Source organism: Acinetobacter sp. YH12098 (assembly GCF_013419235.1).
Classification (GTDB): Bacteria; Pseudomonadota; Gammaproteobacteria; order Pseudomonadales; family Moraxellaceae; genus Acinetobacter; species Acinetobacter amyesii.
Genome location: NZ_VPAO01000023.1, coordinates 16,800 through 38,256, shown reverse-complemented (window position 1 = coordinate 38,256; position 21,457 = coordinate 16,800). Strand labels below are relative to the sequence as shown.

Annotated in this window: 24 protein-coding genes; 8 read left to right on the top strand and 16 right to left on the bottom strand. The window is 40.4% G+C overall.

Annotated elements, in window-relative coordinates; all coding sequences use genetic code 11:
- Positions 1 to 55 precede the first annotated feature (55 nt).
- Positions 56 to 580: a YecA family protein gene (locus FTU38_RS09205; RefSeq protein ID WP_078191372.1), complete on the bottom strand. Its 525-nt coding sequence runs from the start codon at positions 578 to 580 to the stop codon at positions 56 to 58.
- A gap of 67 nt (positions 581 to 647) precedes the next feature.
- On the bottom strand, positions 648 to 857 hold the full coding sequence (locus FTU38_RS09200; RefSeq protein ID WP_078191373.1) for a PA3496 family putative envelope integrity protein: 210 nt from the start codon (positions 855 to 857) through the stop codon (positions 648 to 650).
- 399 nt (positions 858 to 1,256) lie between these two features.
- Here FTU38_RS09200 and rpoD point away from each other — a divergent pair, with 399 nt between their 5' ends.
- The 6 genes from rpoD (at position 1,257) to FTU38_RS09170 (ending at position 7,839) form a co-directional block, all read left to right on the top strand.
- Positions 1,257 to 3,146 carry an RNA polymerase sigma factor RpoD gene (gene rpoD, locus FTU38_RS09195; protein ID WP_078192191.1) on the top strand — a complete coding sequence of 630 codons (1,890 nt, stop codon included), beginning with the start codon at positions 1,257 to 1,259 and terminating at the stop codon, positions 3,144 to 3,146.
- A gap of 127 nt (positions 3,147 to 3,273) precedes the next feature.
- Positions 3,274 to 3,561 (top strand): YbeD family protein, encoded by a 288-nt coding sequence (locus FTU38_RS09190; protein ID WP_078191448.1) that lies wholly within the window; start codon positions 3,274 to 3,276, stop codon positions 3,559 to 3,561.
- A 158-nt stretch (positions 3,562 to 3,719) separates the two neighbouring features.
- Entirely contained in the window at positions 3,720 to 4,379 is a 660-nt protein-coding gene (gene lipB, locus FTU38_RS09185; RefSeq protein WP_373683984.1) for a lipoyl(octanoyl) transferase LipB, read from the top strand.
- Positions 4,380 to 4,454: 75 nt separating this feature from the next.
- Positions 4,455 to 4,988, top strand: a complete 534-nt coding sequence (locus FTU38_RS09180; protein WP_180111028.1) for a hypothetical protein — start codon at positions 4,455 to 4,457, stop codon at positions 4,986 to 4,988.
- A gap of 3 nt (positions 4,989 to 4,991) precedes the next feature.
- Positions 4,992 to 6,176 carry an iron-containing alcohol dehydrogenase gene (locus FTU38_RS09175; protein ID WP_180111027.1) on the top strand — a complete coding sequence of 395 codons (1,185 nt, stop codon included), beginning with the start codon at positions 4,992 to 4,994 and terminating at the stop codon, positions 6,174 to 6,176.
- 265 nt (positions 6,177 to 6,441) lie between these two features.
- Entirely contained in the window at positions 6,442 to 7,839 is a 1,398-nt protein-coding gene (locus FTU38_RS09170) for an APC family permease (RefSeq protein WP_111885298.1), read from the top strand.
- 61 nt (positions 7,840 to 7,900) lie between these two features.
- Here FTU38_RS09170 and FTU38_RS09165 read toward each other — a convergent pair whose 3' ends face one another.
- From FTU38_RS09165 to FTU38_RS09155, 3 genes are all read right to left on the bottom strand, one after another.
- Positions 7,901 to 8,494 carry a hypothetical protein gene (locus tag FTU38_RS09165; RefSeq protein ID WP_218954710.1) on the bottom strand — a complete coding sequence of 198 codons (594 nt, stop codon included), beginning with the start codon at positions 8,492 to 8,494 and terminating at the stop codon, positions 7,901 to 7,903.
- 22 nt (positions 8,495 to 8,516) lie between these two features.
- Complete coding sequence (locus FTU38_RS09160) at positions 8,517 to 9,329, bottom strand: DUF6502 family protein (protein WP_180007579.1); 813 nt, start codon at positions 9,327 to 9,329, stop codon at positions 8,517 to 8,519.
- 66 nt (positions 9,330 to 9,395) lie between these two features.
- Complete coding sequence (locus tag FTU38_RS09155) at positions 9,396 to 10,592, bottom strand: cupin-like domain-containing protein (protein ID WP_180111026.1); 1,197 nt, start codon at positions 10,590 to 10,592, stop codon at positions 9,396 to 9,398.
- Between the two features lie 152 nt (positions 10,593 to 10,744).
- Between FTU38_RS09155 and FTU38_RS09150 the strand changes: the two genes are divergently transcribed.
- Together FTU38_RS09150 and FTU38_RS09145 are read left to right on the top strand one after the other, a co-directional pair.
- Complete coding sequence (locus FTU38_RS09150) at positions 10,745 to 11,140, top strand: hypothetical protein (protein WP_180074202.1); 396 nt, start codon at positions 10,745 to 10,747, stop codon at positions 11,138 to 11,140.
- Positions 11,141 to 11,210: 70 nt separating this feature from the next.
- On the top strand, positions 11,211 to 12,818 hold the full coding sequence (locus FTU38_RS09145) for a PT dipeptide repeat lipoprotein (protein ID WP_180111025.1): 1,608 nt from the start codon (positions 11,211 to 11,213) through the stop codon (positions 12,816 to 12,818).
- A 92-nt stretch (positions 12,819 to 12,910) separates the two neighbouring features.
- Here the strand turns inward: FTU38_RS09145 and FTU38_RS09140 are convergent, their stop codons facing one another.
- From FTU38_RS09140 to rplU, 11 genes are all read right to left on the bottom strand, one after another.
- Positions 12,911 to 13,411, bottom strand: a complete 501-nt coding sequence (locus FTU38_RS09140) for a hypothetical protein (protein ID WP_218954709.1) — start codon at positions 13,409 to 13,411, stop codon at positions 12,911 to 12,913.
- A 169-nt stretch (positions 13,412 to 13,580) separates the two neighbouring features.
- Entirely contained in the window at positions 13,581 to 14,060 is a 480-nt protein-coding gene (locus FTU38_RS09135; protein WP_111885295.1) for a tRNA (cytidine(34)-2'-O)-methyltransferase, read from the bottom strand.
- A gap of 260 nt (positions 14,061 to 14,320) precedes the next feature.
- The gene (gene cysG / locus FTU38_RS09130) at positions 14,321 to 15,721 is read right to left on the bottom strand and encodes a siroheme synthase CysG (RefSeq protein ID WP_180111024.1); all 1,401 of its coding nucleotides are present in this window, start codon (positions 15,719 to 15,721) and stop codon (positions 14,321 to 14,323) included.
- Between the two features lie 73 nt (positions 15,722 to 15,794).
- On the bottom strand, positions 15,795 to 17,066 hold the full coding sequence (gene serS, locus FTU38_RS09125) for a serine--tRNA ligase (protein ID WP_180063221.1): 1,272 nt from the start codon (positions 17,064 to 17,066) through the stop codon (positions 15,795 to 15,797).
- Positions 17,067 to 17,183: 117 nt separating this feature from the next.
- Positions 17,184 to 17,975, bottom strand: a complete 792-nt coding sequence (locus FTU38_RS09120; protein WP_180111023.1) for an RsiV family protein — start codon at positions 17,973 to 17,975, stop codon at positions 17,184 to 17,186.
- Positions 17,976 to 18,136: 161 nt separating this feature from the next.
- Positions 18,137 to 18,832, bottom strand: a complete 696-nt coding sequence (lolA, locus tag FTU38_RS09115; RefSeq protein ID WP_180106130.1) for an outer membrane lipoprotein chaperone LolA — start codon at positions 18,830 to 18,832, stop codon at positions 18,137 to 18,139.
- Between the two features lie 232 nt (positions 18,833 to 19,064).
- Positions 19,065 to 19,226 (bottom strand): YadA-like family protein, encoded by a 162-nt coding sequence (locus FTU38_RS09110; protein WP_180106129.1) that lies wholly within the window; start codon positions 19,224 to 19,226, stop codon positions 19,065 to 19,067.
- 3 nt (positions 19,227 to 19,229) lie between these two features.
- The gene (locus tag FTU38_RS17025; RefSeq protein WP_373683983.1) at positions 19,230 to 20,210 is read right to left on the bottom strand and encodes a YadA family autotransporter adhesin; all 981 of its coding nucleotides are present in this window, start codon (positions 20,208 to 20,210) and stop codon (positions 19,230 to 19,232) included.
- Positions 20,188 to 20,400, bottom strand: a complete 213-nt coding sequence (locus FTU38_RS09100) for a hypothetical protein (RefSeq protein WP_180106128.1) — start codon at positions 20,398 to 20,400, stop codon at positions 20,188 to 20,190. Before FTU38_RS09100 ends, FTU38_RS17025 begins: the two co-directional genes overlap by 23 nt.
- Positions 20,401 to 20,581: 181 nt before the next feature.
- Positions 20,582 to 20,836 (bottom strand): 50S ribosomal protein L27, encoded by a 255-nt coding sequence (rpmA, locus tag FTU38_RS09095; RefSeq protein WP_067764378.1) that lies wholly within the window; start codon positions 20,834 to 20,836, stop codon positions 20,582 to 20,584.
- Positions 20,837 to 20,855: 19 nt separating this feature from the next.
- Positions 20,856 to 21,167, bottom strand: coding sequence for a 50S ribosomal protein L21 (gene rplU, locus FTU38_RS09090; RefSeq protein ID WP_078191390.1), 312 nt, complete (start codon positions 21,165 to 21,167; stop codon positions 20,856 to 20,858).
- Positions 21,168 to 21,457 lie beyond the last annotated feature (290 nt).

Below are 21,457 nucleotides of genomic sequence, written 5' to 3'. Positions count from 1 at the left end.
AAGGTATAGCGCTAAAAAAAGCACCCCAAGGTGCTTTTTTTAAATTTCGTCGAAATTAATTTGGTGTGTGATACATCAAATATAATTCGTTCAAATTGGTTGGGATTTCTTCTGCAAGTTCATCCATCAACTGACCATTACGACGGAAAGATTCCATTTGTGGATCTTCTTCATCAATGCCACTGAACACCATGATTGGCAAAGTTAAATCTACTAATTGTTCTTCAAACTCGTCGGTGAACCATGCATCTTCGTTTAGGAACATGGCATCAACGAAGCCAACACTCCAGTCACCAAGACTTGATTCAACATCGGCTTCTTCAATTTCAAATGGAAATTCAATACCATCTTCATTGGCAAGATTCTGACGAATCGATTCGAGCCATGCTTTTACTTGTGCAATAATTTCAGCAGGTACTTTTTTCTGATTGTTATCAAAAAGTTCGTCTAGCCATTTATCAAAAGCTGGGCCTACTGCAATTGCACATAAAAAACCATGAGTCGCTGCAAAATCTAGACCATGCTCGTTGTCATCGCCGTCTAAATAGTCACTCAAAAGGTCTAAATCTAAAGCACTCATTTCAAATCCAGAGTTAGAAACTTAATGCGTAAGCATAGCATTTTCAAGCGCTATGCTAAATCGCTATTTAGTCTTCTTCGTCATCAAAATCATCGTCATCGTCGATGTCGTAATCAAAATCTTTAAGCTCACGTTCAAGACGGCGCTGAGCCAGAAGGTCATCAATAAGTCGGCGCTTTTCTAACGATTCTTTCGCGCTAGTTTTTGCACTGGCCTCATCGAAATTCACATCATCATCACCGTAGTTATCATCTAGTTCAAAATCTGTAGAAGACACCAAAACTACCTCATAATGAAAAAAATTGAAGGGGTCTAGCCGCTATTTATATGGGATATAAAATATTGTCAAGTTTTATTTGTTTTTTTAACAACTAAACTTTAAAAATAGGTCTTTTTTTCTTACCAAAATCTGTGGCATGATATAATCCACCCTGTGTCCTTCATTTTTATGACAGTCAAAGATGACTCGTAAAATAATCGATGCATGGGATGAACTTGAAAACAACAATTTCAGCCCCACCTAAATTACTGAATTTAAATTTTTAATATCTCATTGGACAGCTTGATGCTGTACCGTCCTAATGGGATAAGCCAGCTATTAACAAGATTTAATGAGACGATCGTGCTAAAATGCACGGTTTTTTACTGCCACAGATTCAACGAAGAGTAAGCAAAGATGAGCGATATGACTTCCCCTACTTCTCAAGTAGCGGCTCTGATTAGCCGAGGCAAAGAGCAAGGTTACCTAACTTTCGCCGAGGTTAACGATCATCTCCCGGACTCAATCACTGAAAGTGAACAGATTGAAGACATCATTCAGATGTTGAATGACGTGGGTATTCCGGTACATGATCGTGCACCAGAAACTGACGATACAATGTTTGAAGGTGGCAGCGAAGCGACTGACGAAGTTGCTGAAGAAGAAGCCGCTGCTGTACTTGCATCTGTTGAAAATGAACCCGGTCGTACCACTGACCCTGTGCGTATGTATATGCGCGAAATGGGTACAGTTGAGCTTTTGACACGTGAAGGCGAAATTAGCATTGCAAAACGTATCGAAGAAGGTATTCGTGACGTTTTACATTCTATTGCTTATTGGCCAAATGCAGTCGAAGTTGTATTGCAAGAATATAAAGATTATGAAGCGGGTGAACGCCGTTTAGCTGATATTCTTTCTGGTTATTTAGATCCAGAATCTGACGAAGCCATCCCAGAAGTGATCGATGAAGATGATTCTGAGATCGATGAAGATGAAGCGTCAACCAACAAGCCAACTAAAGATGTCAAACTTGATGATGACGATGAAGAAGAAGAGTCTGAAGGTGATGATGATTCTGAAGGCGAATCTGGTCCAGATCCTGAAATTGCTAAAGCACGTTTCACTGAGCTTGAACAAGCATGGTTAGTCACTAAAGCTGCAATTGAAAAACATGGGCGTAACAGTAAAGAAGCTGCTGCTGCACTTGAAGCACTTGCAACTGTGTTTATGATGTTCAAATTCACACCACGTTTATTCGACATCATCTCTGATTTGATTCGTAATACCCATGACCAAATCCGTACTTCTGAACGTGAAGTTATGCGTTATGCAGTACGTCGTGGTCGTATGGACCGTACTCAATTCCGTACGTCTTTCCCAGGTCAAGAATCTAACTTTGCTTGGTTAGATGAACAAATTGCTAAAGCACCTGCAGAAATGAAAGGCTATCTTGAAAAAGTCCGCCCTGACGTTCTGGCATTCCAACAAAAAATCGCTGACATCGAGAAAGAACTTGGTTTAGATGTTAAAGGCATCAAAGACATTTCTAAACGTATGTCGATTGGTGAAGCGAAAGCTCGCCGTGCGAAAAAGGAAATGGTTGAAGCTAACTTACGTTTGGTAATTTCGATTGCGAAAAAATACACCAACCGTGGTTTGCAATTCCTCGACTTGATCCAAGAAGGTAACATTGGCTTGATGAAAGCAGTGGATAAATTCGAGTATCGTCGTGGTTATAAATTCTCTACTTATGCAACTTGGTGGATTCGTCAGGCGATTACGCGTTCGATTGCTGACCAAGCACGTACTATTCGTATTCCAGTACACATGATCGAAACCATTAACAAGATCAACCGTGTATCTCGCCAACTTCTTCAAGAAATGGGTCGTGAACCTACACCAGAAGAATTAGGTGAACGTCTAGAAATGGACGAAGTGAAAGTTCGTAAAGTGCTTAAAATCGCGAAAGAACCAATTTCAATGGAAACACCAATTGGTGATGATGAAGATTCGCATCTTGGTGACTTCATTGAAGACGGTAATATCACCTCTCCTATTGACGCTGCAACGTCAGAAGGCTTAAAAGAAGCAACACGTGAAGTTCTTGAAAACTTGACTGAACGTGAAGCGAAAGTCTTGAAAATGCGTTTTGGTATCGATATGCCAACCGACCATACCTTGGAAGAAGTGGGTAAACAGTTTGACGTAACACGTGAACGTATTCGTCAGATTGAAGCGAAAGCATTGCGTAAATTACGTCATCCTTCACGCTCAGAACATCTGCGTTCATTCCTTGAGAATGATTAACCTATAACTAGGACAATGCAGGCTTGAATATGGGGTTTTCCGCCCCATATTATGAGCATGTAGCAAATGATTCCAAATACCTGCTCATTGCAGGTATTTTTAAATAATGAGGTGTCCCATGACTGATATGACTAATCGCGCTCCTTCACGTGAATTGCAAGAGCATCTTTGGGTCTTCCCTATGGACTACCCTATTAAATTGATTGGTAATGCAGGTGAAGAACTTCGCCTTGCAGTGAATGAAATTTTTGTTAAACATTTTCCTGATTTTGATGGCAGTAAAATGACTGTAACTCCATCTCGTACAGGTAAATATCATTCAATTACTGCTCAATTACGTTTCGAAGAGTTAGAACAAGTACATGCGGTCTATGCGGATTTAGCAGCTTGTAAACACATTCGTACCGCGCTGTAATTCTGTTGATTTAAATAAAAAAGCACGCTTTAGGGCGTGTTTTTTTATGTCTAAGTATAATAGTAATACCCTCAAGTAATTCAGTATTTAACCCCCCTTTTGTACGTCTAATTCATTATAATCCATACATGACTTTGATAGAAAAGGACACGAAATACGTGACTGAAACTGTTCAAAAACCCGAATTAATCATTCGTCAATATAACCACCTTACCCCTTATGCAGACCGCTTTTTAGAGATGAAAACTCTCACTGAACAGCGAGATGAAAACTCACCCGATGAGCTGTGGATATTGCAACATCCCGATGTATTAACTCAGGGGCAAGCTGGCAAACCTGAACATATTTTGGTGCAAAGTAACATCCCTGTGGTACAAACAGACCGTGGTGGACAAGTCACTTGGCATGGACCGGGTCAGTTGGTCGCTTATTTCATGTTTGACTTAAATCGCTTAGGTTGGAACGTGCGTACGCTGGTTTCCTATGCAGAAAACTTGATGATCGAACTGCTGAAAAAGTACGGCATCGACGCTTATGCCAAGCCTGATGCACCGGGTGTTTATGTCAATGAAAGAAAAATTGGTTCCTTGGGCTTTAAAATTCGTAAAGGCCGCTCATATCATGGTTTAGCACTGAATATTGATTGCGATTTATTTGGTTTTCATACCATTAATCCATGTGGCTATGCTGGCTTAGAAATGGTTCGTATACAAGATTTGGTGCAAGATTACCCTAAATTTGAAAACTTATGCGTCGATATCATTGATACTTTGAAAAACAGTGGTTACTTTAAAGACGTAACAGTCAAACAACTATAAAAGACTTTGCTTTCTCAAATAAAATAATTTAGAGTAAAAGCTCTAAATTAATAATTATAGATAAGGGATGTACACGTGATTGCAACTAAATCCGTTAAACCCGCGCTCCAGCAGGCCTATGTCAAACTCATGATGGATGTGATTGGCAGAGGTCTGGTCATGGCGAGCCAGGTCGATGAAGAAATTAAACAAGAAGTTGCTAAATTTCCAGTTAATTTTATTTTATCTATGAATGTTTTTCCTAATGGTGCTGCATTTGTCGCGCAAGTCACGGAAGACCATCAACTCAAACTCCTCACACTCGGCACTCAAAAGCCTGACTTAACCATTACGTTTAAGCATTTGAATCATGCCTTTTTGGTCTTCTCATTTCAAGAAAGTACCGCACAAGCCTTTGCCAATGACCGCATGATCGCCGATGGTGATTTGTCTTATGCCATCCGACTGGTGCGTTGTCTCAACAAAATGGAAGCGTTAATTTTACCTAAATTGGTGGCTGAATTGGCTGTCAAAGAATATCCAACACATTTAAGCCTAAAAGAAAAACTGAGCGGTGCTGCAAATATTTATTTAAAAGTAGCCCAGTCTTATTTAAAACGGAGCGCATAACACATGGCTAAACCATATTACGAATTTTTTTGTCCTGTAAAAGTGATTGCTGGCCATGCTGCTTTAGAACACATCCCATTCGAACTGTCTACTTTGGGTGCTAAACGTCCCATGATCATTACTGACAAAGGTGTTCGCAGTAATCAATTACTTGCACCGATTGAAGCGGCATTTGAAAGTACCGAGACGGTGATTGGCTATATTTTTGATGATGTTCCACCAGACTCAAGTTTAGAAACCGTACGTAAAGCGGCTCAACTTTACCGCGACAACCAATGTGATGCCATTATTGCTGTCGGTGGCGGTTCAGTGATTGATACCTCTAAGGCAACCAACATCTTGGTCTCTGAAGGTGGTGATGACTTACTGAAATACTCAGGTGCGCACAACTTACCAAAACCTTTAAAACCATTTTTTGTGATTCCAACAACCTCGGGGACAGGTTCAGAAGTGACTATGGTCGCTGTGGTTTCTGACCCTGAAAAGAATATAAAAATGGCCTTTGCATCGAATTATTTGATGCCACATGCGGCAATTCTTGACCCACGTATGACGCAAACTTTGCCACCTCATCTTACGGCTATGACAGCGATGGATGCGATGACGCATGCCATTGAAGCCTATACGTGCATGGCGGCGAACCCGATTTCAGATGCCTATGCAACTGCCGCAATCAAGAAAATTAGCAATAGCTTATTTGGTGTATTAGATAATACCAGCGATGCACATGGGCGCTTAGAACTTGCACAAGCTTCTACAATGGCAGGAATTGCATTTTCGAATTCGATGGTTGGATTAGTCCACTCATTGGGTCATGCTTTAGGTGCTGTTGCTCACCTGCCCCATGGATTATGCATGAATTTATTCTTGCCGTATGTGTTGGAATACAACAAAGAAGTGAATGGCGATAAGATTGCTGAATTGCTATTACCACTGGCTGGTCCTGATATTTATGCACAAACACCGGCCAACCTCCGCGCTGAAAAAGCCATTTCAACGCTTTTAGCCATGCGTGACCGCTTGTTTAGTTTGACCAAATTACCACGTACTTTGAGTGAAACAGGTAAAGTGACTGAAGCTCAATTAGATGAAGTGGCAGAGAAAGCACTGAATGATGGATCTATTATTTATAATCCTAAAGAAGCCAGCTTAGAAGACCTTAAAACTATTCTAAAAAAAGCTTGGTAATTGCTGAAAAATAAGCGAATATAGCGAAAAATTAAGCCTGATGTTTTTTTAAACATCGGGCTTTTCACTTGCAGAACGCAATATCAGTTATTTTTTAATCAAACTGGCATAATTTCTGCTAAAAATAATTTCAAAGTTACTGACAAAATGTACCAATTTGGAGTAGATTGGCGCACTTTTGTTTTAAAACGTAGGGGGGATCGTTCGTCTCAAACGATCCTTAGAATATGACTGATCCTTGATCAACGATAAGAGGATAACGCCGTTGACAAATATCTCTGGGACTCAATCGGCAGCTAAACTGCAAAAAACGCTTGGACTCTGGCACATTATTATTATTGGTTTGGCTTACATCCAACCAATGACTCTATTTGATACTTTTGGTTTAGTATCTGAAGAAAGTCATAGACACGTGCCGACTTCTTACATTATTGCCCTTATTGCAATTCTGTTTACCTCGATTAGTTATGGTCATATGATCCGTCGCTACCCTTCTTCGGGTTCTGCGTATACCTATGCCCAAAAATCTATTCACCCGAACGTAGGTTTCATGGTGGGTTGGTCTTCTTGGTTAGACTACCTATTATCTCCAATGGTGAATATTATTCTTGCAGTGATTTACCTTGAAGCACTATTTCCAACAGTAAACCACTGGGTATGGGTCATTGTGCTAACGGCATTCATGACTGGAATTAACTTACGCGGCGCGCGTTTTGTTGCTAACTTCAACAGCCTGATTGTACTTGTGCAGTTATTAGTAATTGGTATTTTCACGTGGATGGTCTACAGCAAGCTTCAAATGGGCTTCAATGCTGATGGCCCGATTTCTGCGGCAGAACGCTACCAATTATGGAGCCTTGAGCCATTTTGGAATGAGCTGACGTCTGTGGGTGCGCTGATTACAGGTGCAACATTACTGTGCTTCTCGTTCACTGGTTTTGACTCATTAAGTTCATTGGCAGAAGAAACCAAAGATACTGAGAAAACACTGCCGAAAGCGATTTTCTTAACTGCTTTAATCGCAGGGATTATCTTCATTATTAGTACCTACTTCATGCAGCTGTTCTTCCCTGCTGAGCCGGGTAACTATTTCAAGAATATTGCTGAAACACAGCCAGAGATACTCTTGCTCGTCGGCGGCTCACTGTTCCAATCCTATGTGTTAACTTTTGCGATTGTGACAGTAATGGCATCAGGTATTTCTGCACATGCTGGCGTATCACGTCTGATGTATGTAATGGGTCGTGATGGCGTCATTAACAAAAAGATTTTTGGTCATATTAGTCCGAAAAACTTCACACCATCGTACAACATCATGATCGTAGGTGCGGTTGCATTAACTGCGGGCTTTATGAATCTTGATATTGTCATTTCGATGATTAGTTTTGGTGCATTGACAGCCTTTACTTTCGTGAACTTATCTGTGATTTCACGTTATGCACTTCGTGATGGCCGCACAAAAACAGCCAAAGATATTTTTAGCTTTGTCGTTATTCCAATGCTTGGCTTTATCAGTATCTTTGCGATGTGGTTAGAAATTGAAGAAACTGCATTGAAATATGGTTTGTGGTGGGCAATGTTCGGTATTTTATACCTTGGTTATAAAACTAAAGGTTTTAAACACCCTGCACCGCAACATAACGAATTTGATGATAAATTCTAATCAAGTTTATCTCTAAACAAAAAAGGCGCTTAAAGCGCCTTTTTTGTTTTAAATATACCAATTAAGGTTGTATGAATTTTCTAGATTGCTGAAATTGAATTGAAATTTCTTCACACTTGTCTGGTGTATTGCCTTTTAATTCAACCGATGCTCCATCACCGTGTGACCATATACCATCTTCAACAGTCTCTAAATTTACAGCTGCTTCAAATATATGCTGTTGTTGTGGATAGAGTTTGATATCTATAGGTGTATCACATACTTGTTTTGGAAAATATGGTCTAACCTGCTCGAATAATTGCATGGTTAATGGCATATCACATTGCAAATGAATGGTGACTGGTACGCTATTGGTATTTTTTAAGATCAATTGAACATTTTGCGAATTAAGATCCGCTTGGGCAGCAGGTATTTCTACATACGTTTTTGTGTCAATCGACTGACGATCAAATGGATTGAGGAAGGCTAATTTACGTTCCACGCCATAACAAGAATCCTGCACGGAAGCTGAAAACTCTAAATATCGTGTCCCCAAGATAATTGTTCCGCGGCCATCCCCTGCATGACCGATATCAATGATTGGATCACCTGTGCCTTCGATCGTTACCCCACCGCTCGAAAAAAAATCAATTTCACAGCCTGACAATATGGACATCAGGCTGCAAAGTGTCAGTATTTTAAAATTTAATTTTCGCATCATGTTGATAAACTCCAAAGCGAAATGCACGATTTGCTTCAGGATTCCCGTCATCCATTGCGCAACGCTCCGCGGCAAGTTTTAAAAGTTGTAGTGAGTATTTCTGCCAAAGCTCTAAGCTCATTTCATGTAATTTATTAATCGATTCTTCTGTTAATTCGTCAGCACAAATGGCTTGTTCTAAGTAAGGTATTTCATCAGGATTCAATAAATTATGCAAACCCGCTTCTAAATGCGCTTGAACATTTCGTGTTAAAATTTTACGTGCTTCTAACTGCGAAGGATCTGGAATAAAACGACGTTGTTGTAAATACACCTGTCCATCTTTTTCAGTGGCAATTTCCAAACGAACAAGCTCATTGAGTACCGAACGTGGATGGCGCTCGGTGGAGATACGTTTCACTAACATTTCAAAACTATTTTCCGACTCACTACTAAAGGGCAATGAATCCCCCCAGCCTTCTGCAAGCCACAAACCAATCACACGTGATGGCACACTAATTGGCTCCGAAACAGTTGCTTCAGTCAGATCCTTACCCTCAGAAATCACTTCTTTATAAGCAGTCACGTCTTTACGGTGCAGGCCAGAAAGTAAACTGATCGCGGAAATCGTCGGTTTTTGATCGATACGCTCTAACTCTTGTACAGCTTGTTGGAAAAAAACCGGTTTCAATGCAGCAGTAAACTCGGTATATCCCACACCTGAGCGAATCAGCCATTGGCTCAGCTCATTCATCAGCACCAATACTTGCTGTAAATTTTGATCTGCCTCATTAGTGAGAAGTTTGCTCATTGAATTGCCATGAAAATTAGACTGCATAAGTGAAATTTTCGCATTGTTTAATCTACTTCACAATTTTTATCTGATGAGATCTTGAGGATATTCAGTAAAAAAATGATTATTTACATTAAAATGCGTAAAAGAAACACTGATCGAGATATCTAAACTTTCAACACTATGCCACCAACCAATTGGGATAAATAAGGTTTCCCCTGGTTGCAAAATGCACTCAAATGGCGTCACTTTTTCTAACAATGGATAGTCTGCTAGATCAGCCTTTGCGACGTCTGAAACCTGACTGAATACCCAATGATCGTTATACATATACGGCATTTGCCATGCAGGAATCAAAGTCACTTTTTTACGTCCATAGATTTGTGCCAACATATTATTGGTTAAGTCATAATGCAGTGGTGTAAATGTGCCTGCAGGGCCAAACCATAAAAAATGTCGATTTTTGATCTCTTTTTGACAATAAGCTTTGGCGAAGTCACCTAGATCTTCACTAATCTTTTGCATAAATTGCTTATTTTGAGCGGCGTTATTCGCAGTTAAATAAATGTCATTGCTGTGCTTAGTGGCTTTAATTTGTGCGACAAAATCTTGCATCAAAATAATACGTTTCAATTGTACCGATTTTTTTTCAAAATCTTGATGCTGCTCACGATGCATCTGGACTTCAACCAACTCATTTTCAAAATGCTGTGCAAAATAATCAGGACTCCATTTATGCAGTGCAGGCCAATGTTGTATCCCACCTTTTAAAATGACCGGTCGCATCTGGCTATAATATCGCTCTATAAATGTTTCAAAATCAGGTGTTTCTATGCAATCGATTGTGGATGGAATGTGGTCGTTCAATTGATTCAATTGACCCATCACCTGTAATAGCCAACGCTGTTTATTCTGCTGTTGCTGTACTTGCTTCAGTTTTTTAAAAATTACGTTATTGTTTACACGCTTTAGAAACTGAATGATCAAATGATTTGAAATATTTTTTTGCTTAATTTTTTCTAAAATTTCATCTGTCTCTAAGCCCTCAAGACTGTATTCCAAAAGTTCATTTTGCAGCTGTTCTGAAAGTTGGTCTGCATCAGAAAATAAGTATTGATCCGCCCTTGGGCTTAATCCATGTGATTGTAAAATTAGACTTATTTTCTGTACATCGCAACCATTTTCAATATTTTCATTCAACCAATTTTGCCATTCCGTCGGTAAGGACTGATACCAATTTTTACTTTGCTTTAGATGTTCACTCTGGCTTTCTACATTCATTTTCACCACTCCACCCTCTTTACAAGTGAAGTATAAATGATCTATTTTAAAAATGCTAAATTTTCGCATTTTATAATTATTTAAACACCGCGAATGTTATGAATCCGTCAGATATCACGCGGAATGACATAACAAAGTAAAGGAGAAAGTTCATGAAAATTCGTCATTTAGTCATCGTTAGCAGTCTGTCTTTAGCTTCAATATCAGTATATGCAGGTTTTGCCGATACCATGCGTGATTTAAGAAATACACTGAATCAATTTAATGAAACATCCAAAGAAGTATCGAATACCGCAAAAGAATGGACAGGCAGTCAGGCCACGACTAATTCAAATTATGCTGCAAATGGTTTCAGCATGGGACAGCAACTCAGACCTAAAATTAATAATCTACCGCTTTATCAAACTGCCGATAAATCGAGCCAAGTCATTAATAAACTGTCAAAAAATGCAGACATTATTTTTGCGGGAAACATGACTAAAACAGGTTTGATCGAAGTCACTACAGAACATGGCAATGGCTGGATTGAGTCACACCTTGTGCAATAAATCTAGATTTTAAAAGTTTATACAACTGCATCAGCCGTACATAACAACTTCACTCTATTGAGCACTAGTCATGAATAATAATCACAAAATCAGCATTATCGCTGCTGTATTTACAACATTGGTGGGCTGTGGTGGATCAAGCTCCAATGATGGTGGCGCGACACCTACACCTACACCTACACCTACACCTACACCTACACCTACACCTACACCTACACCTACACCTACACCTACACCTACACCAACGCCAACACCAACACCAACACCAACACCAATACCAACAACTGTAGCGGATAAATTCACAGGAGAATGGATTCAAGGGAACTCTGCCCTCGGTAACAGTAATTGTGATTTGCCACAAATTTCAATTCATAAAACCAGTGAAAATTCAGTCAGTTCACTGAACGAAGAACTAAAATATGCGGTACACAATAGTTCAAGTAAAACTTGCAGCGGTGAATTTATTTCCAAACGCTATCAATTACTTCATGACATGGTCATGAGTGAAATACAGCCGGCTGCAACACTAAATAACTTTGAATATCATTCGATTAAGTTTCAACCAGTCAGAGGTGGCGCGACGAGCAACCGTGTCTTAACTTTTTTAAATAATAATTCTTTCTGTGTAATTAACGCGACGATTTCAAATCCAAGCTATATCATCATGCAACGAGGGCTAATTACCGACCCACTCAAGGACAGCCGCTGCTATACAAAAAATTCCAATGAATTCTTCACCAATTTAAAACCAAAAACCAAAATCACAACTGCAGATTTTAAGTCTGAGAATTTTATTAATACCACCGACACAGTAAACTTCTTGGCTCAGCTCAATACAATGGGACAAAGCGGTTATAAGTTAATTGGCTATGATACTCAAACCCTGGACAATGGTAATGTTAATAACTACATGAAACTTGCCAATGAAAATACGCGTTTCAATCATATTGTTGCAGCCCGTACAGCACCCTCTACCGCTGACATATATTTTACATGGCGTAATCAGTTAAATGAAAAAGGCAAATCAGGCTATCAATACTTGCATAGCGTCAGACCAACCAATGCCCTGAATTTCAAAGATTATTTCATTAAAAAAGAAAACGATACCGCGACATACACCTATGACAGCGGCTATGTTTCCCCGCTCGTAGAACCAGTGCAACTGGAAACTATGCTCAATACACTGGGTGCCCAAGGCTGCCGTATTATTCAATTCAAAAGCTATTTCACAGGTTTACGACCTGAAGTTCTGAACGGTAAACAAAATAGTCCTAAAGTTGCAACCTGTATAAATAGCAGCGCACACCATGGCACTTACAGCTATCGCTATAAAACTTACCCAACCGGCAGCAATAGTGTAGAGCGCAGCTTAAAATTACAGGAGTTGATTGATGAGCAAGCTAAAGACGGTTACCGCTTAGTCAGCCGTGCTTTAGATATGAGTTCAACCACCAAAAACGGCATGCTGTTTATGAAAGACAGCGAAAACACTAATGTCGGTGAGTTTAAAGTCTTTAGTGAAACTGTCTTTGCAACGTCGACATTTAACGACGTCTTACTGAAACGTCTTCAGCAGCAAGGTCAATTGGGTTGGTTATACACCAGCGGTCAACTGCTGTTTGCAAATAATCCAAAACATCTACAAACAGAACTGAGTGACTTTAATTTAATTGATTAATTCATGAGGTATCTCGAGCTTTTCCATGTCCTTTATTTTTTACATCAAGGACATGGATCATTCACATAAATCAAAGCAGTGATAAAAATCACTTATTTTAAGCGGCAATTAAAACCCATCTTGGTATCAACGATATTATTTTCATAACCTAAGCTTTGAATAAATTGATTTCGATCTGCTACTAACTGCTGATCGGCAGGGCTAAGACGCGCTTTATTTTTTTGAGCCAAGCTGTATGTTTCATTGACTAAGTCTTGATATAGCCCACATACTTCCTGACGCTTTGCTTTTTTCAATTGACGACCACCATACCATGAACGTTCAAAATCGTCGGCTTTTAGTGTTTTCCCCCATTCCTCAATACGCTGATTTTGTCTTTGCTGCATTTCCAGCATGCCCTGCTGGATTTCAGCCTTAGTAAAAGGCTTAATCACCTCAGCCTTCGGTACAACTGGAACATTTTCTGTAGTTGCAGTAACGGTGACTGGTATCTGTTCCGTTGTGGTTGATACGGTTGGATTAGCCCAACTCATTGATGAAATGAATCCGGTCGCAAACACGACACCAAAAGCTTTTAAATTTATAGATTTCAAGTTTTAAGTACCCGTTTTATTTCTTCACAGTGTTCTTATACACATTTTTATATTGATGCTGAAGTTTTTAAGCCCTTATTTTACAAAACTTCATTGCTGTAAATGGTTCACTGTGTTCACTCCCAATAAAAAAGCCGCTCGATAGAGCGGCTTTTTGAACAGATCACACTTAGACCAATTCTTTAAAGTCTTGCTGACGCCAAGCTTCATATAAAATCACAGCAGTAGCATTAGACAAGTTTAAACTACGCGAATTTGGTGCCATCGGCAGGCGAATCCAATGTTCTTTTGGGAACATCATACGAACATCTTCCGGCAAACCACGTGTTTCTGGCCCCATTAACAATGCTACAGGACGATTTAAATTAGAGGTATGCGGTGTTTCAAAACCTTTGGTGGTTAATGGATAAATGGCATCCATCTCAATACCTTGTGCTTTTAAGCCAGCAAGGCATTCTTCAAAGTTTTCCCACACTTTCATGTGTGCCCATTCATGATAATCCAAACCAGCGCGGCGAAGTTTTTTATCATCTAGCTCAAAACCTAATGGTTTGACCAAATGCAACTGCGCTCCAGTATTGGCACATAAACGAATGATATTCCCTGTATTTGCAGGAATTTCTGGCTCGTATAAAACAACATGGATCACAGTTTTTTTCTCTACTCTTTAGTTAAATAATGGCTTAAAGCTCAGGCTATAGTTTCTATAGCTGTAGCATAAGTTTAGATGGTACAACAAGCGCTTTTTTATCCTCTTTGCTTAGCTTTCGCATTGCAATTGGATAATACCAGAACTTGTTTATCCTCTTTGCTTAGCTTGCGCATTGCAATTGGACAATACCAGAACTTGCTTATCCTCTTTGCTCAGGCATAGCCTTCGCCTTGCGCTCGGGCAACGCGTTGCGTTGCTTATCCTCGCTCATGCCATTGAAGCTGTTCACGCAGACTCACCACATCACCAATAATCGTCAATGTAGGCGCCTGAATTTGGTATTCACTGACTTTAGATGCAATATCCGCCAATGTCCCGACCACGACTTTTTGTTCAGGTGTCGTCCCTTTAGAAACCAATGCGACAGGCATGTCTGAACGCTGCCCATGCGCGATGAGTTTCTCACAAATTTTTTCTAGACCGACCAAGCCCATATACAGCACAAGCGTTTGATTTTGATAAACCAACTCATTCCAAGGCAGCTCAGGCGAACCTTCTTTCAGATGGCCTGTCAGGAAGCGTACACTTTGCGCATAATCTCGATGCGTTAAAGGAATCCCTGCATAAGCCGAACATCCAGAGGCAGCAGTAATTCCCGGAACGACTTGGAAGGCAACGCCTGCCGCAAAGAGTTCCTGAATTTCTTCACCGCCGCGGCCAAAGATGAACGGATCTCCACCTTTTAAGCGGCAGACGCGTTTGCCTTCACTTGCGTATTTTACCAGTAAAGCATTAATGCCTTCTTGCGGAACAGCATGATTGGATCGTGCTTTACCTACATAGATTTTTTCAGCGTCACGGCGGCAGAGGTCCATAATCGGCTGAGAAACCAAACGGTCATAGATCACCACATCCGCTTGCTGCATTAAACGCAGGGCTTTTAAGGTCAGCAGTTCAGGATCACCCGGCCCTGCACCCACCAAATACACCTCACCTTTCGGCTGTTTCCATTCCAATAATGCCTGTTCAATCAAACGATTGGCTTCAGTCAAATTGTCATTGAATACCTGCTCTTTGAGCGGGCTTGCATACAAGTCTTCCCAAAAAATACGGCGTTCATCTGGATTGACGATTTTGGATTTAACGGCTGCGCGCCACTTACCTGAGAACTCAGCCAGTTTGCCCATGCCATGCGGTATTGAGCTTTCTAACTGGGTGCGTATTTGGCGCGAGAGTACTGGCGATGTGCCATTAGATGCAACGGAGATGACCAGTGGAGAACGGTCAATGATCGCAGGAACCATAAAACGGCAATGCGGCGGATCATCGACACTATTAACCAAGACATTTTCAGCTTCGCAGGCTTCAAAAACCGCCTGATTGACCGCTTTGTCATTGGTTGCTGCAATCACTAAACGAAACTGACGCAGCGCAATGGCATTTTCTTGATAAACCGATTCGTGATAAATCGAGTTGAGATATTGACCTTGGGTTTTATTAACCAAGGTCAATAAATCATCTTCAATTTCGGGTGAGCAAACTGTCAGCTGAGCGCCCGCTTTTGCAAGCAGCACAGCCTTTCTATATGCAATTCGACCACCACCAACAATCAGACAAGGTTGCTGCTGCAACTTCAAAGAGATTGGAAAGATATCCACACACGACCTCAATAGTTTAAATCTGATTGTCTTAAGCAATTTTTGTGCACAAATGTATGCACTTTATCGACTATTAATCGATAAATTCAGCACCGCCCATATATGGACGAAGTACTGCTGGAATTTCAATTGAACCGTCTGCACGTTGATAGTTTTCCATCACGGCAAGTAAAGTACGGCCAACTGCCAAACCTGAACCATTTAACGTGTGTACAAACTCAGTTTTCTTTTGGTCAGCACGGTAACGCGCTTTCATACGGCGTGCTTGGAAGTCACCCATGCATGAGCAAGATGAAATTTCACGGTAGGTATTTTGACTTGGCACCCAAACTTCTAAATCATACGTTTTGATTGCACCAAAGCCCATGTCTCCGCCACACAGAACGACTTTACGGTATGGTAAGCCTAATGCTTGAAGAATACCTTCGGCATGACCCGTTAATTCTTCCAAAGCATCCATCGAAGTTTCAGGTTTTACAATCTGAACCATTTCTACTTTGTCAAATTGGTGTTGACGGATCAAACCACGTGTATCACGGCCATACGAACCCGCTTCACTACGGAAACATGGCGTATGCGCTGCATATTTTAATGGCAAACGTTCTGGATCAATGATTTCATCACGCACGAAGTTGGTTACAGGCACTTCTGCAGTCGGGATCAGGTAGTATTCTTTTTCGCCTTGAAGTTTGAATAAATCCTCTTCAAATTTAGGCAATTGGCCTGTACCACGTAAAGAGTCTGCATTAACCAAATACGGTACATACGCTTCGGTATAGCCATTTTCCAAGGTATGTGTATTTAACATAAATTGGGTAATTGCACGCTGTAAACGCGCCAATGGGCCTTTGAGTACGCTAAAACGAGTACCTGTCAATTTGGTTGCGGTTTCAAATTCTAAACCGCCCATCATTTCACCCAAGTCAGTATGGTCTTTGATCTCAAAATCAAACTGACGTGGTGTACCCCATTTTAAAACTTCAACATTGTCATTTTCATCTTTACCTTCTGGCACAGACTCATGAGGTAAATTTGGAATCGATAAAGATTTGGCTTCGAGTTCAGCCTGAAGGTCAGAAAGTGCGAGTTCTGCCGCTTTAATTTCATCACCAATGGCAGACATACGTGCCATGATTTCAGATGCATCACCGCCAGCTTTTTTAATTTGACCAACTTGTTTTGCACCAGCATTACGTTCAGCTTGTAACGACTCAGTTTTAGACTGAATTTCCTTACGGCGAGCTTCAAGGTCTGCCCACTCTGCTACGTTGAGTTGAACACCACGTTTTGCTAAGGCTAAGTTTACAGCCTCAATATTATTTCTGAGTAATTTCGGGTCGATCATAGCCAATCTTAAGTAAAGAAAAAAACTGGCTATAGTGTAAGCTCTTAACACTCAAAAATACAGTGACCGAGCTTACAGCTGCCCCTTATTAGACCAATAATCTTGCTGCAAATTGTCTTATTTGGTTTCGTAATTTGGCAAACTTGGTAAATATTCAGGTTTAAATAGCCCTTTAGCCATAAAATATGGAAGTTTTAGCTCAGGCATGCCCTCTGCGTAGCTCGCCAATTCATACAGCGGATAAGCAAATACGATCCCGTTCGCGCCATAATAAAAATTATCGCTTAACTGAAGTTTTGAACGTTCAATATCATGACTATCTAACCACATATAGTTGGCATCAAAAAGTGCGCTAATCACTTTCGCATCTGCACCTTTGACCAAGACATCTTGTAAAGCCAAACGTTTTTTGGCTTTTAAATCAAAATTGACATATTCAACATGAGACATGCCATGAGCAGCATGCGCTGCGTAGGTATAGCTTTCGATTGCAAAAGTTGCGATATATCCCCACTGACTAATATATCGAACAGAAGTGGTACTTTGACTTAGGCCTGCATCCGTCTTGTCTGATAAATCGATTTTTTGATTCGGCTCAGTTGAAAATGCAATTGGATCTGCCTTTTTAATTCGGTCTGTAAAATATTGATTGATCCAATCAACATTGGTTTCAACCGTTTGGATCGTATATTGGGTACAGCCTTCCGCATCGCAAGCCTGTGCTTTTGGTAATTGCATCGCAACTGATTTAGATTGAATAAGTGGAATCGCATCAGCGACGACTGCTGGCTTCTGTTCCGTTGTTTCACCTTCAACAGGTTCATTTCGAGGATGGCAGGCCGTTAATGACCCGATTAAAACCACAGCTGAAACAGCCCAAGCTATATTATTCATATGATTTTTTTTCATCCCAAAATTCCCTATAGCAACAGTCAAAACCACAAGTCACTTCATTTAAGCAAACTGTGAATATCAGCATACTACTAAATTTCTCTTATATTCAGCTTGCTGGCTTTACATTTCTCCATAAAAAAAGCAGACGGATGTCTGCTTTTTTTCGTTCATGACAATTATTGATCAATAATGTCCGTACCTTTTGGAGGTACAAAATTAAAGGTTGATGCTGGAATAGACGCATTCACCTTCACATTCTTGAAACGTACATGCGTTGTTTGACCTAGTGAGTCTTGGAGAATCATTAAAGTCGGCGCATTTTTCGCACCAAAACTAATAGTTAAGCTTTGAAACACACCATCATCACTTTTTGGATATAAAGTGTAATAAGTTTTGGTCTTATTCGGCTGTGTAATACGATAAGACTTCATGATTTGAGCCGTATTACCCGACAATAATAATGCAGGCGTATTCGCAACTTGGTCATCTAAGCTTTGGCGTACCGCTTGTTGTAGGTCTGGGTCATAAATCCAAACTGTTTTACCTGTAGTCGCAATGGTTTGCTTAGATGGGCTGGTTGTTTCCCAATAGAATTTACCCGGACGCTGAACTTTCATGACCCCAGTAAAAGTCTGGTTCATATGCTGCGCACTTAAACCTTTCTTTTGAGTAGCTTTCGGGTTGGTCACTTTTGTAGTTTGCTGAAAGTTAGCAGTAAAACTTTTAATACCCGATAATTGTTTCACCAAATTGGCAGTTGCCTGCTGCTCCGACGCTGCAACTGGTGCCGCGAATACTGTCGTACTCATAACCGGTGCCAGTGTCGCTGCACCTAATGCCATAGCACAGATGGTTTTACGAAGCATTTTCATAGATTCACCTTTTATATTTGCATCAACGCAATTTGTTAGATGGCTCCATCTTAAACCACTTTCATTGACTAAATTTAGAGAAAATAAGAAGTTTTGTATGGTTATTAATGCAAATTGCTGTTTTTTATTCATCATGATGGAGAAATATAAAGTAAAAAGGCACTTGATTTGACTCAAATGCCTTTCAAATAATTAAACCATGATTTAGCAATTTCAACATTCCAATTTTCAGTTATTTCCATTGCCACCCAATAGCAGCTCCTGCACCAAAGTCACTTTCAGAGTTGCTGGTTACCCCAATTTTATACACATATTTTTTGTTTTCAGTGACACCACTGAAGCCAAGAGCATAGCCTTGTGAACCTTCCCAAGTCCCCATACCTACACTGAACATGTTTTATCCAGCATCTGTCGGTTGCGGTAAGGAGGCGATTGCAATACTTGAAGCAACAGCACCATAAACATTATCTTTAAATTTATTGAAATTATGGTTCAATTCATTCACACGTTGGTTGGTATAACTATTGGCTTGATTGAGTACATTTGCCCCATGCTGATCTGTATATGCTTTTGAACTATTTAGCACTTCTAGATCTGCTTGACGCATTTGTTTCACATTCACCGCATCGGTGTCTGCCGTACCAGCTGCCACATGGATAATTTGCCGCTCTGCACCAGCCGAGCCAACGGAAACCGTATTATTGCGATTAGAGCTTGAACCATTGCCTAGTACAACAGCATTATTTGCCGATGTGTTGATCTTGTTACCAACCACATAGGTATTATTACCTGTGACTGTGTTATTTGAACCTACAGCACCAGATCCATCACCACTGACTGTATTGTTTACACCGAGGGCAGTAGACTGATTGCCATCAGCTTTATTACCTGCACCAACTGCAATCGCATCTTGTCCATTCGCAGTTGGTTTAGGTGCGGTATTAGCAACGTTTGATTGTATTTTAATGTACGGATCTGTTCCTTTTAAGCTCAATAACCAGTTCACTTCAGTACCTACAAATCCATTTTTTATCGCTAGTTCATATGCACTGAAACCATTTTCACCAGCTAGCCCTTGTGCGCCAACTGCACCACGTAGACTTTCTAGCCATTGGTCTTCATTGCCTTCATAACCATTGCTCACCGCAACTTGATAAGCACTTGCACCATCTAGACCATTGCTGCCATTCAGACCGTTCAAACCATCCTTACCATCGATGCCGTCTCGGCCATTGAGTCCATCTTTACCAGTAGCGCCTGTTGCTCCTGTATCGCCTTTTTCACCAGCAGGACCTTGAGGACCTATTGGCCCTTCTGGGCCAGGAATTCCACTATTGCAACGATTACAAGTATGCTCAGGTATAACGAGCCATTCCACCAGCCCATGCAATTGAACCTATAGAAAGTAAAATACTCACAGCAAGTAATTTTGGTACAGCTTTAATATCGATTGAAGTTGTTTCACCAAGTCCTAGTGTCTTTTCAAATGCAATTTGTTGGCTTTTATCAGGACAATTCCTTTTCTGATAGTCAGCATTGATAAAAACTGTATTCAATATTTTATTCATGTCCTTATCCTTTTTTTGTATTTGTACTCCTCTATTACGCTCTTTATATTTTGTGACTTAAATCACTATTTATGATGATTTATTGCTTCATACATCGTTTGTAACAATCTAAAAAAATACCTCACATATTCTTCGGACGAAAAAAAAACCCGCAAAAATGCGGGTTTTTTTCTATTAAAACTTACGCTTCAACAGATACGTAGCGACGACCGAATTGGCCTTTCACTTCGAATTTTACAACGCCGTCAGCAGTTGCAAATAAAGTATGGTCACGGCCCATACCTACATTTACACCAGCGTGGAATTCAGTACCACGTTGACGAACGATGATGTTACCAGCAGTCACAGATTGACCGCCGTAGATTTTAACACCCAACATTTTTGGGTTCGAGTCACGACCGTTTTTAGTCGAACCACCGGCTTTTTTAGTTGCCATGTCTACTTACTCCTCGTAATTAGCCTGAAATAGCTGTAATTTTCAACTCAGTGAACCATTGACGGTGACCTTGTTGTTTACGATAGTGTTTACGACGACGCATTTTGATGATGCGGATTTTGTCGTGACGACCATGGCTAACTACTTCAGCAGTTACTTTAGCGCCAGCTACTACTGGTGCACCAATTTGAATGCTGTCACCGTTAACAAGCATCAACACGTCATCAAAAGTAACAGTTGAGCCAGTTTCAGCTTTCAATAATTCTACTTTAAGGGTTTCACCCTCAACTACACGGTGTTGTTTACCACCGCTTTGGATTACTGCGTACATTTAAGTACTCCAAACATGCCCGTGTTGTCGTGCCGGTAAAGGGATATACCGATCTTAAAACGATCGTCACTGGGGTTTTGCAAAGGCAAAGATTTTAAGGGATAACCCGAAAAACAACAAGTCATTTCCGTAAAATATTAGATGAGTATGCGTTTATTATATAAACAGCGTCATTAAAACCATTAAAATGAGTGCTCTATTTCACTTATCATGCTTTTGGCAAGGTTTGACATAGATTTTTAGCAACAATTCGCTAATATACTCTGGACTGACATCAACAACATGCTGTT

Coding starts and splice junctions, on each gene's coding strand:
- FTU38_RS09205 (WP_078191372.1), bottom strand. CDS start 580: ATGAGTGCTTTAGATTTAGACCTTTTGAGTGACTATTTAGACGGCGAT.
- rpoD (WP_078192191.1), top strand. CDS start 1,257: ATGAGCGATATGACTTCCCCTACTTCTCAAGTAGCGGCTCTGATTAGC.
- FTU38_RS09190 (WP_078191448.1), top strand. CDS start 3,274: ATGACTAATCGCGCTCCTTCACGTGAATTGCAAGAGCATCTTTGGGTC.
- FTU38_RS09175 (WP_180111027.1), top strand. CDS start 4,992: ATGGCTAAACCATATTACGAATTTTTTTGTCCTGTAAAAGTGATTGCT.
- FTU38_RS09165 (WP_218954710.1), bottom strand. CDS start 8,494: ATGTCCATATTGTCAGGCTGTGAAATTGATTTTTTTTCGAGCGGTGGG.
- FTU38_RS09160 (WP_180007579.1), bottom strand. CDS start 9,329: ATGAGCAAACTTCTCACTAATGAGGCAGATCAAAATTTACAGCAAGTA.
- FTU38_RS09155 (WP_180111026.1), bottom strand. CDS start 10,592: ATGAATGTAGAAAGCCAGAGTGAACATCTAAAGCAAAGTAAAAATTGG.
- FTU38_RS09150 (WP_180074202.1), top strand. CDS start 10,745: ATGAAAATTCGTCATTTAGTCATCGTTAGCAGTCTGTCTTTAGCTTCA.
- FTU38_RS09145 (WP_180111025.1), top strand. CDS start 11,211: ATGAATAATAATCACAAAATCAGCATTATCGCTGCTGTATTTACAACA.
- serS (WP_180063221.1), bottom strand. CDS start 17,066: ATGATCGACCCGAAATTACTCAGAAATAATATTGAGGCTGTAAACTTA.
- FTU38_RS09120 (WP_180111023.1), bottom strand. CDS start 17,975: ATGAAAAAAAATCATATGAATAATATAGCTTGGGCTGTTTCAGCTGTG.
- lolA (WP_180106130.1), bottom strand. CDS start 18,832: ATGAAAATGCTTCGTAAAACCATCTGTGCTATGGCATTAGGTGCAGCG.
- FTU38_RS09110 (WP_180106129.1), bottom strand. CDS start 19,226: ATGTTCAGTGTAGGTATGGGGACTTGGGAAGGTTCACAAGGCTATGCT.
- FTU38_RS09100 (WP_180106128.1), bottom strand. CDS start 20,400: ATGAATAAAATATTGAATACAGTTTTTATCAATGCTGACTATCAGAAA.
- rpmA (WP_067764378.1), bottom strand. CDS start 20,836: ATGGCAACTAAAAAAGCCGGTGGTTCGACTAAAAACGGTCGTGACTCG.
- rplU (WP_078191390.1), bottom strand. CDS start 21,167: ATGTACGCAGTAATCCAAAGCGGTGGTAAACAACACCGTGTAGTTGAG.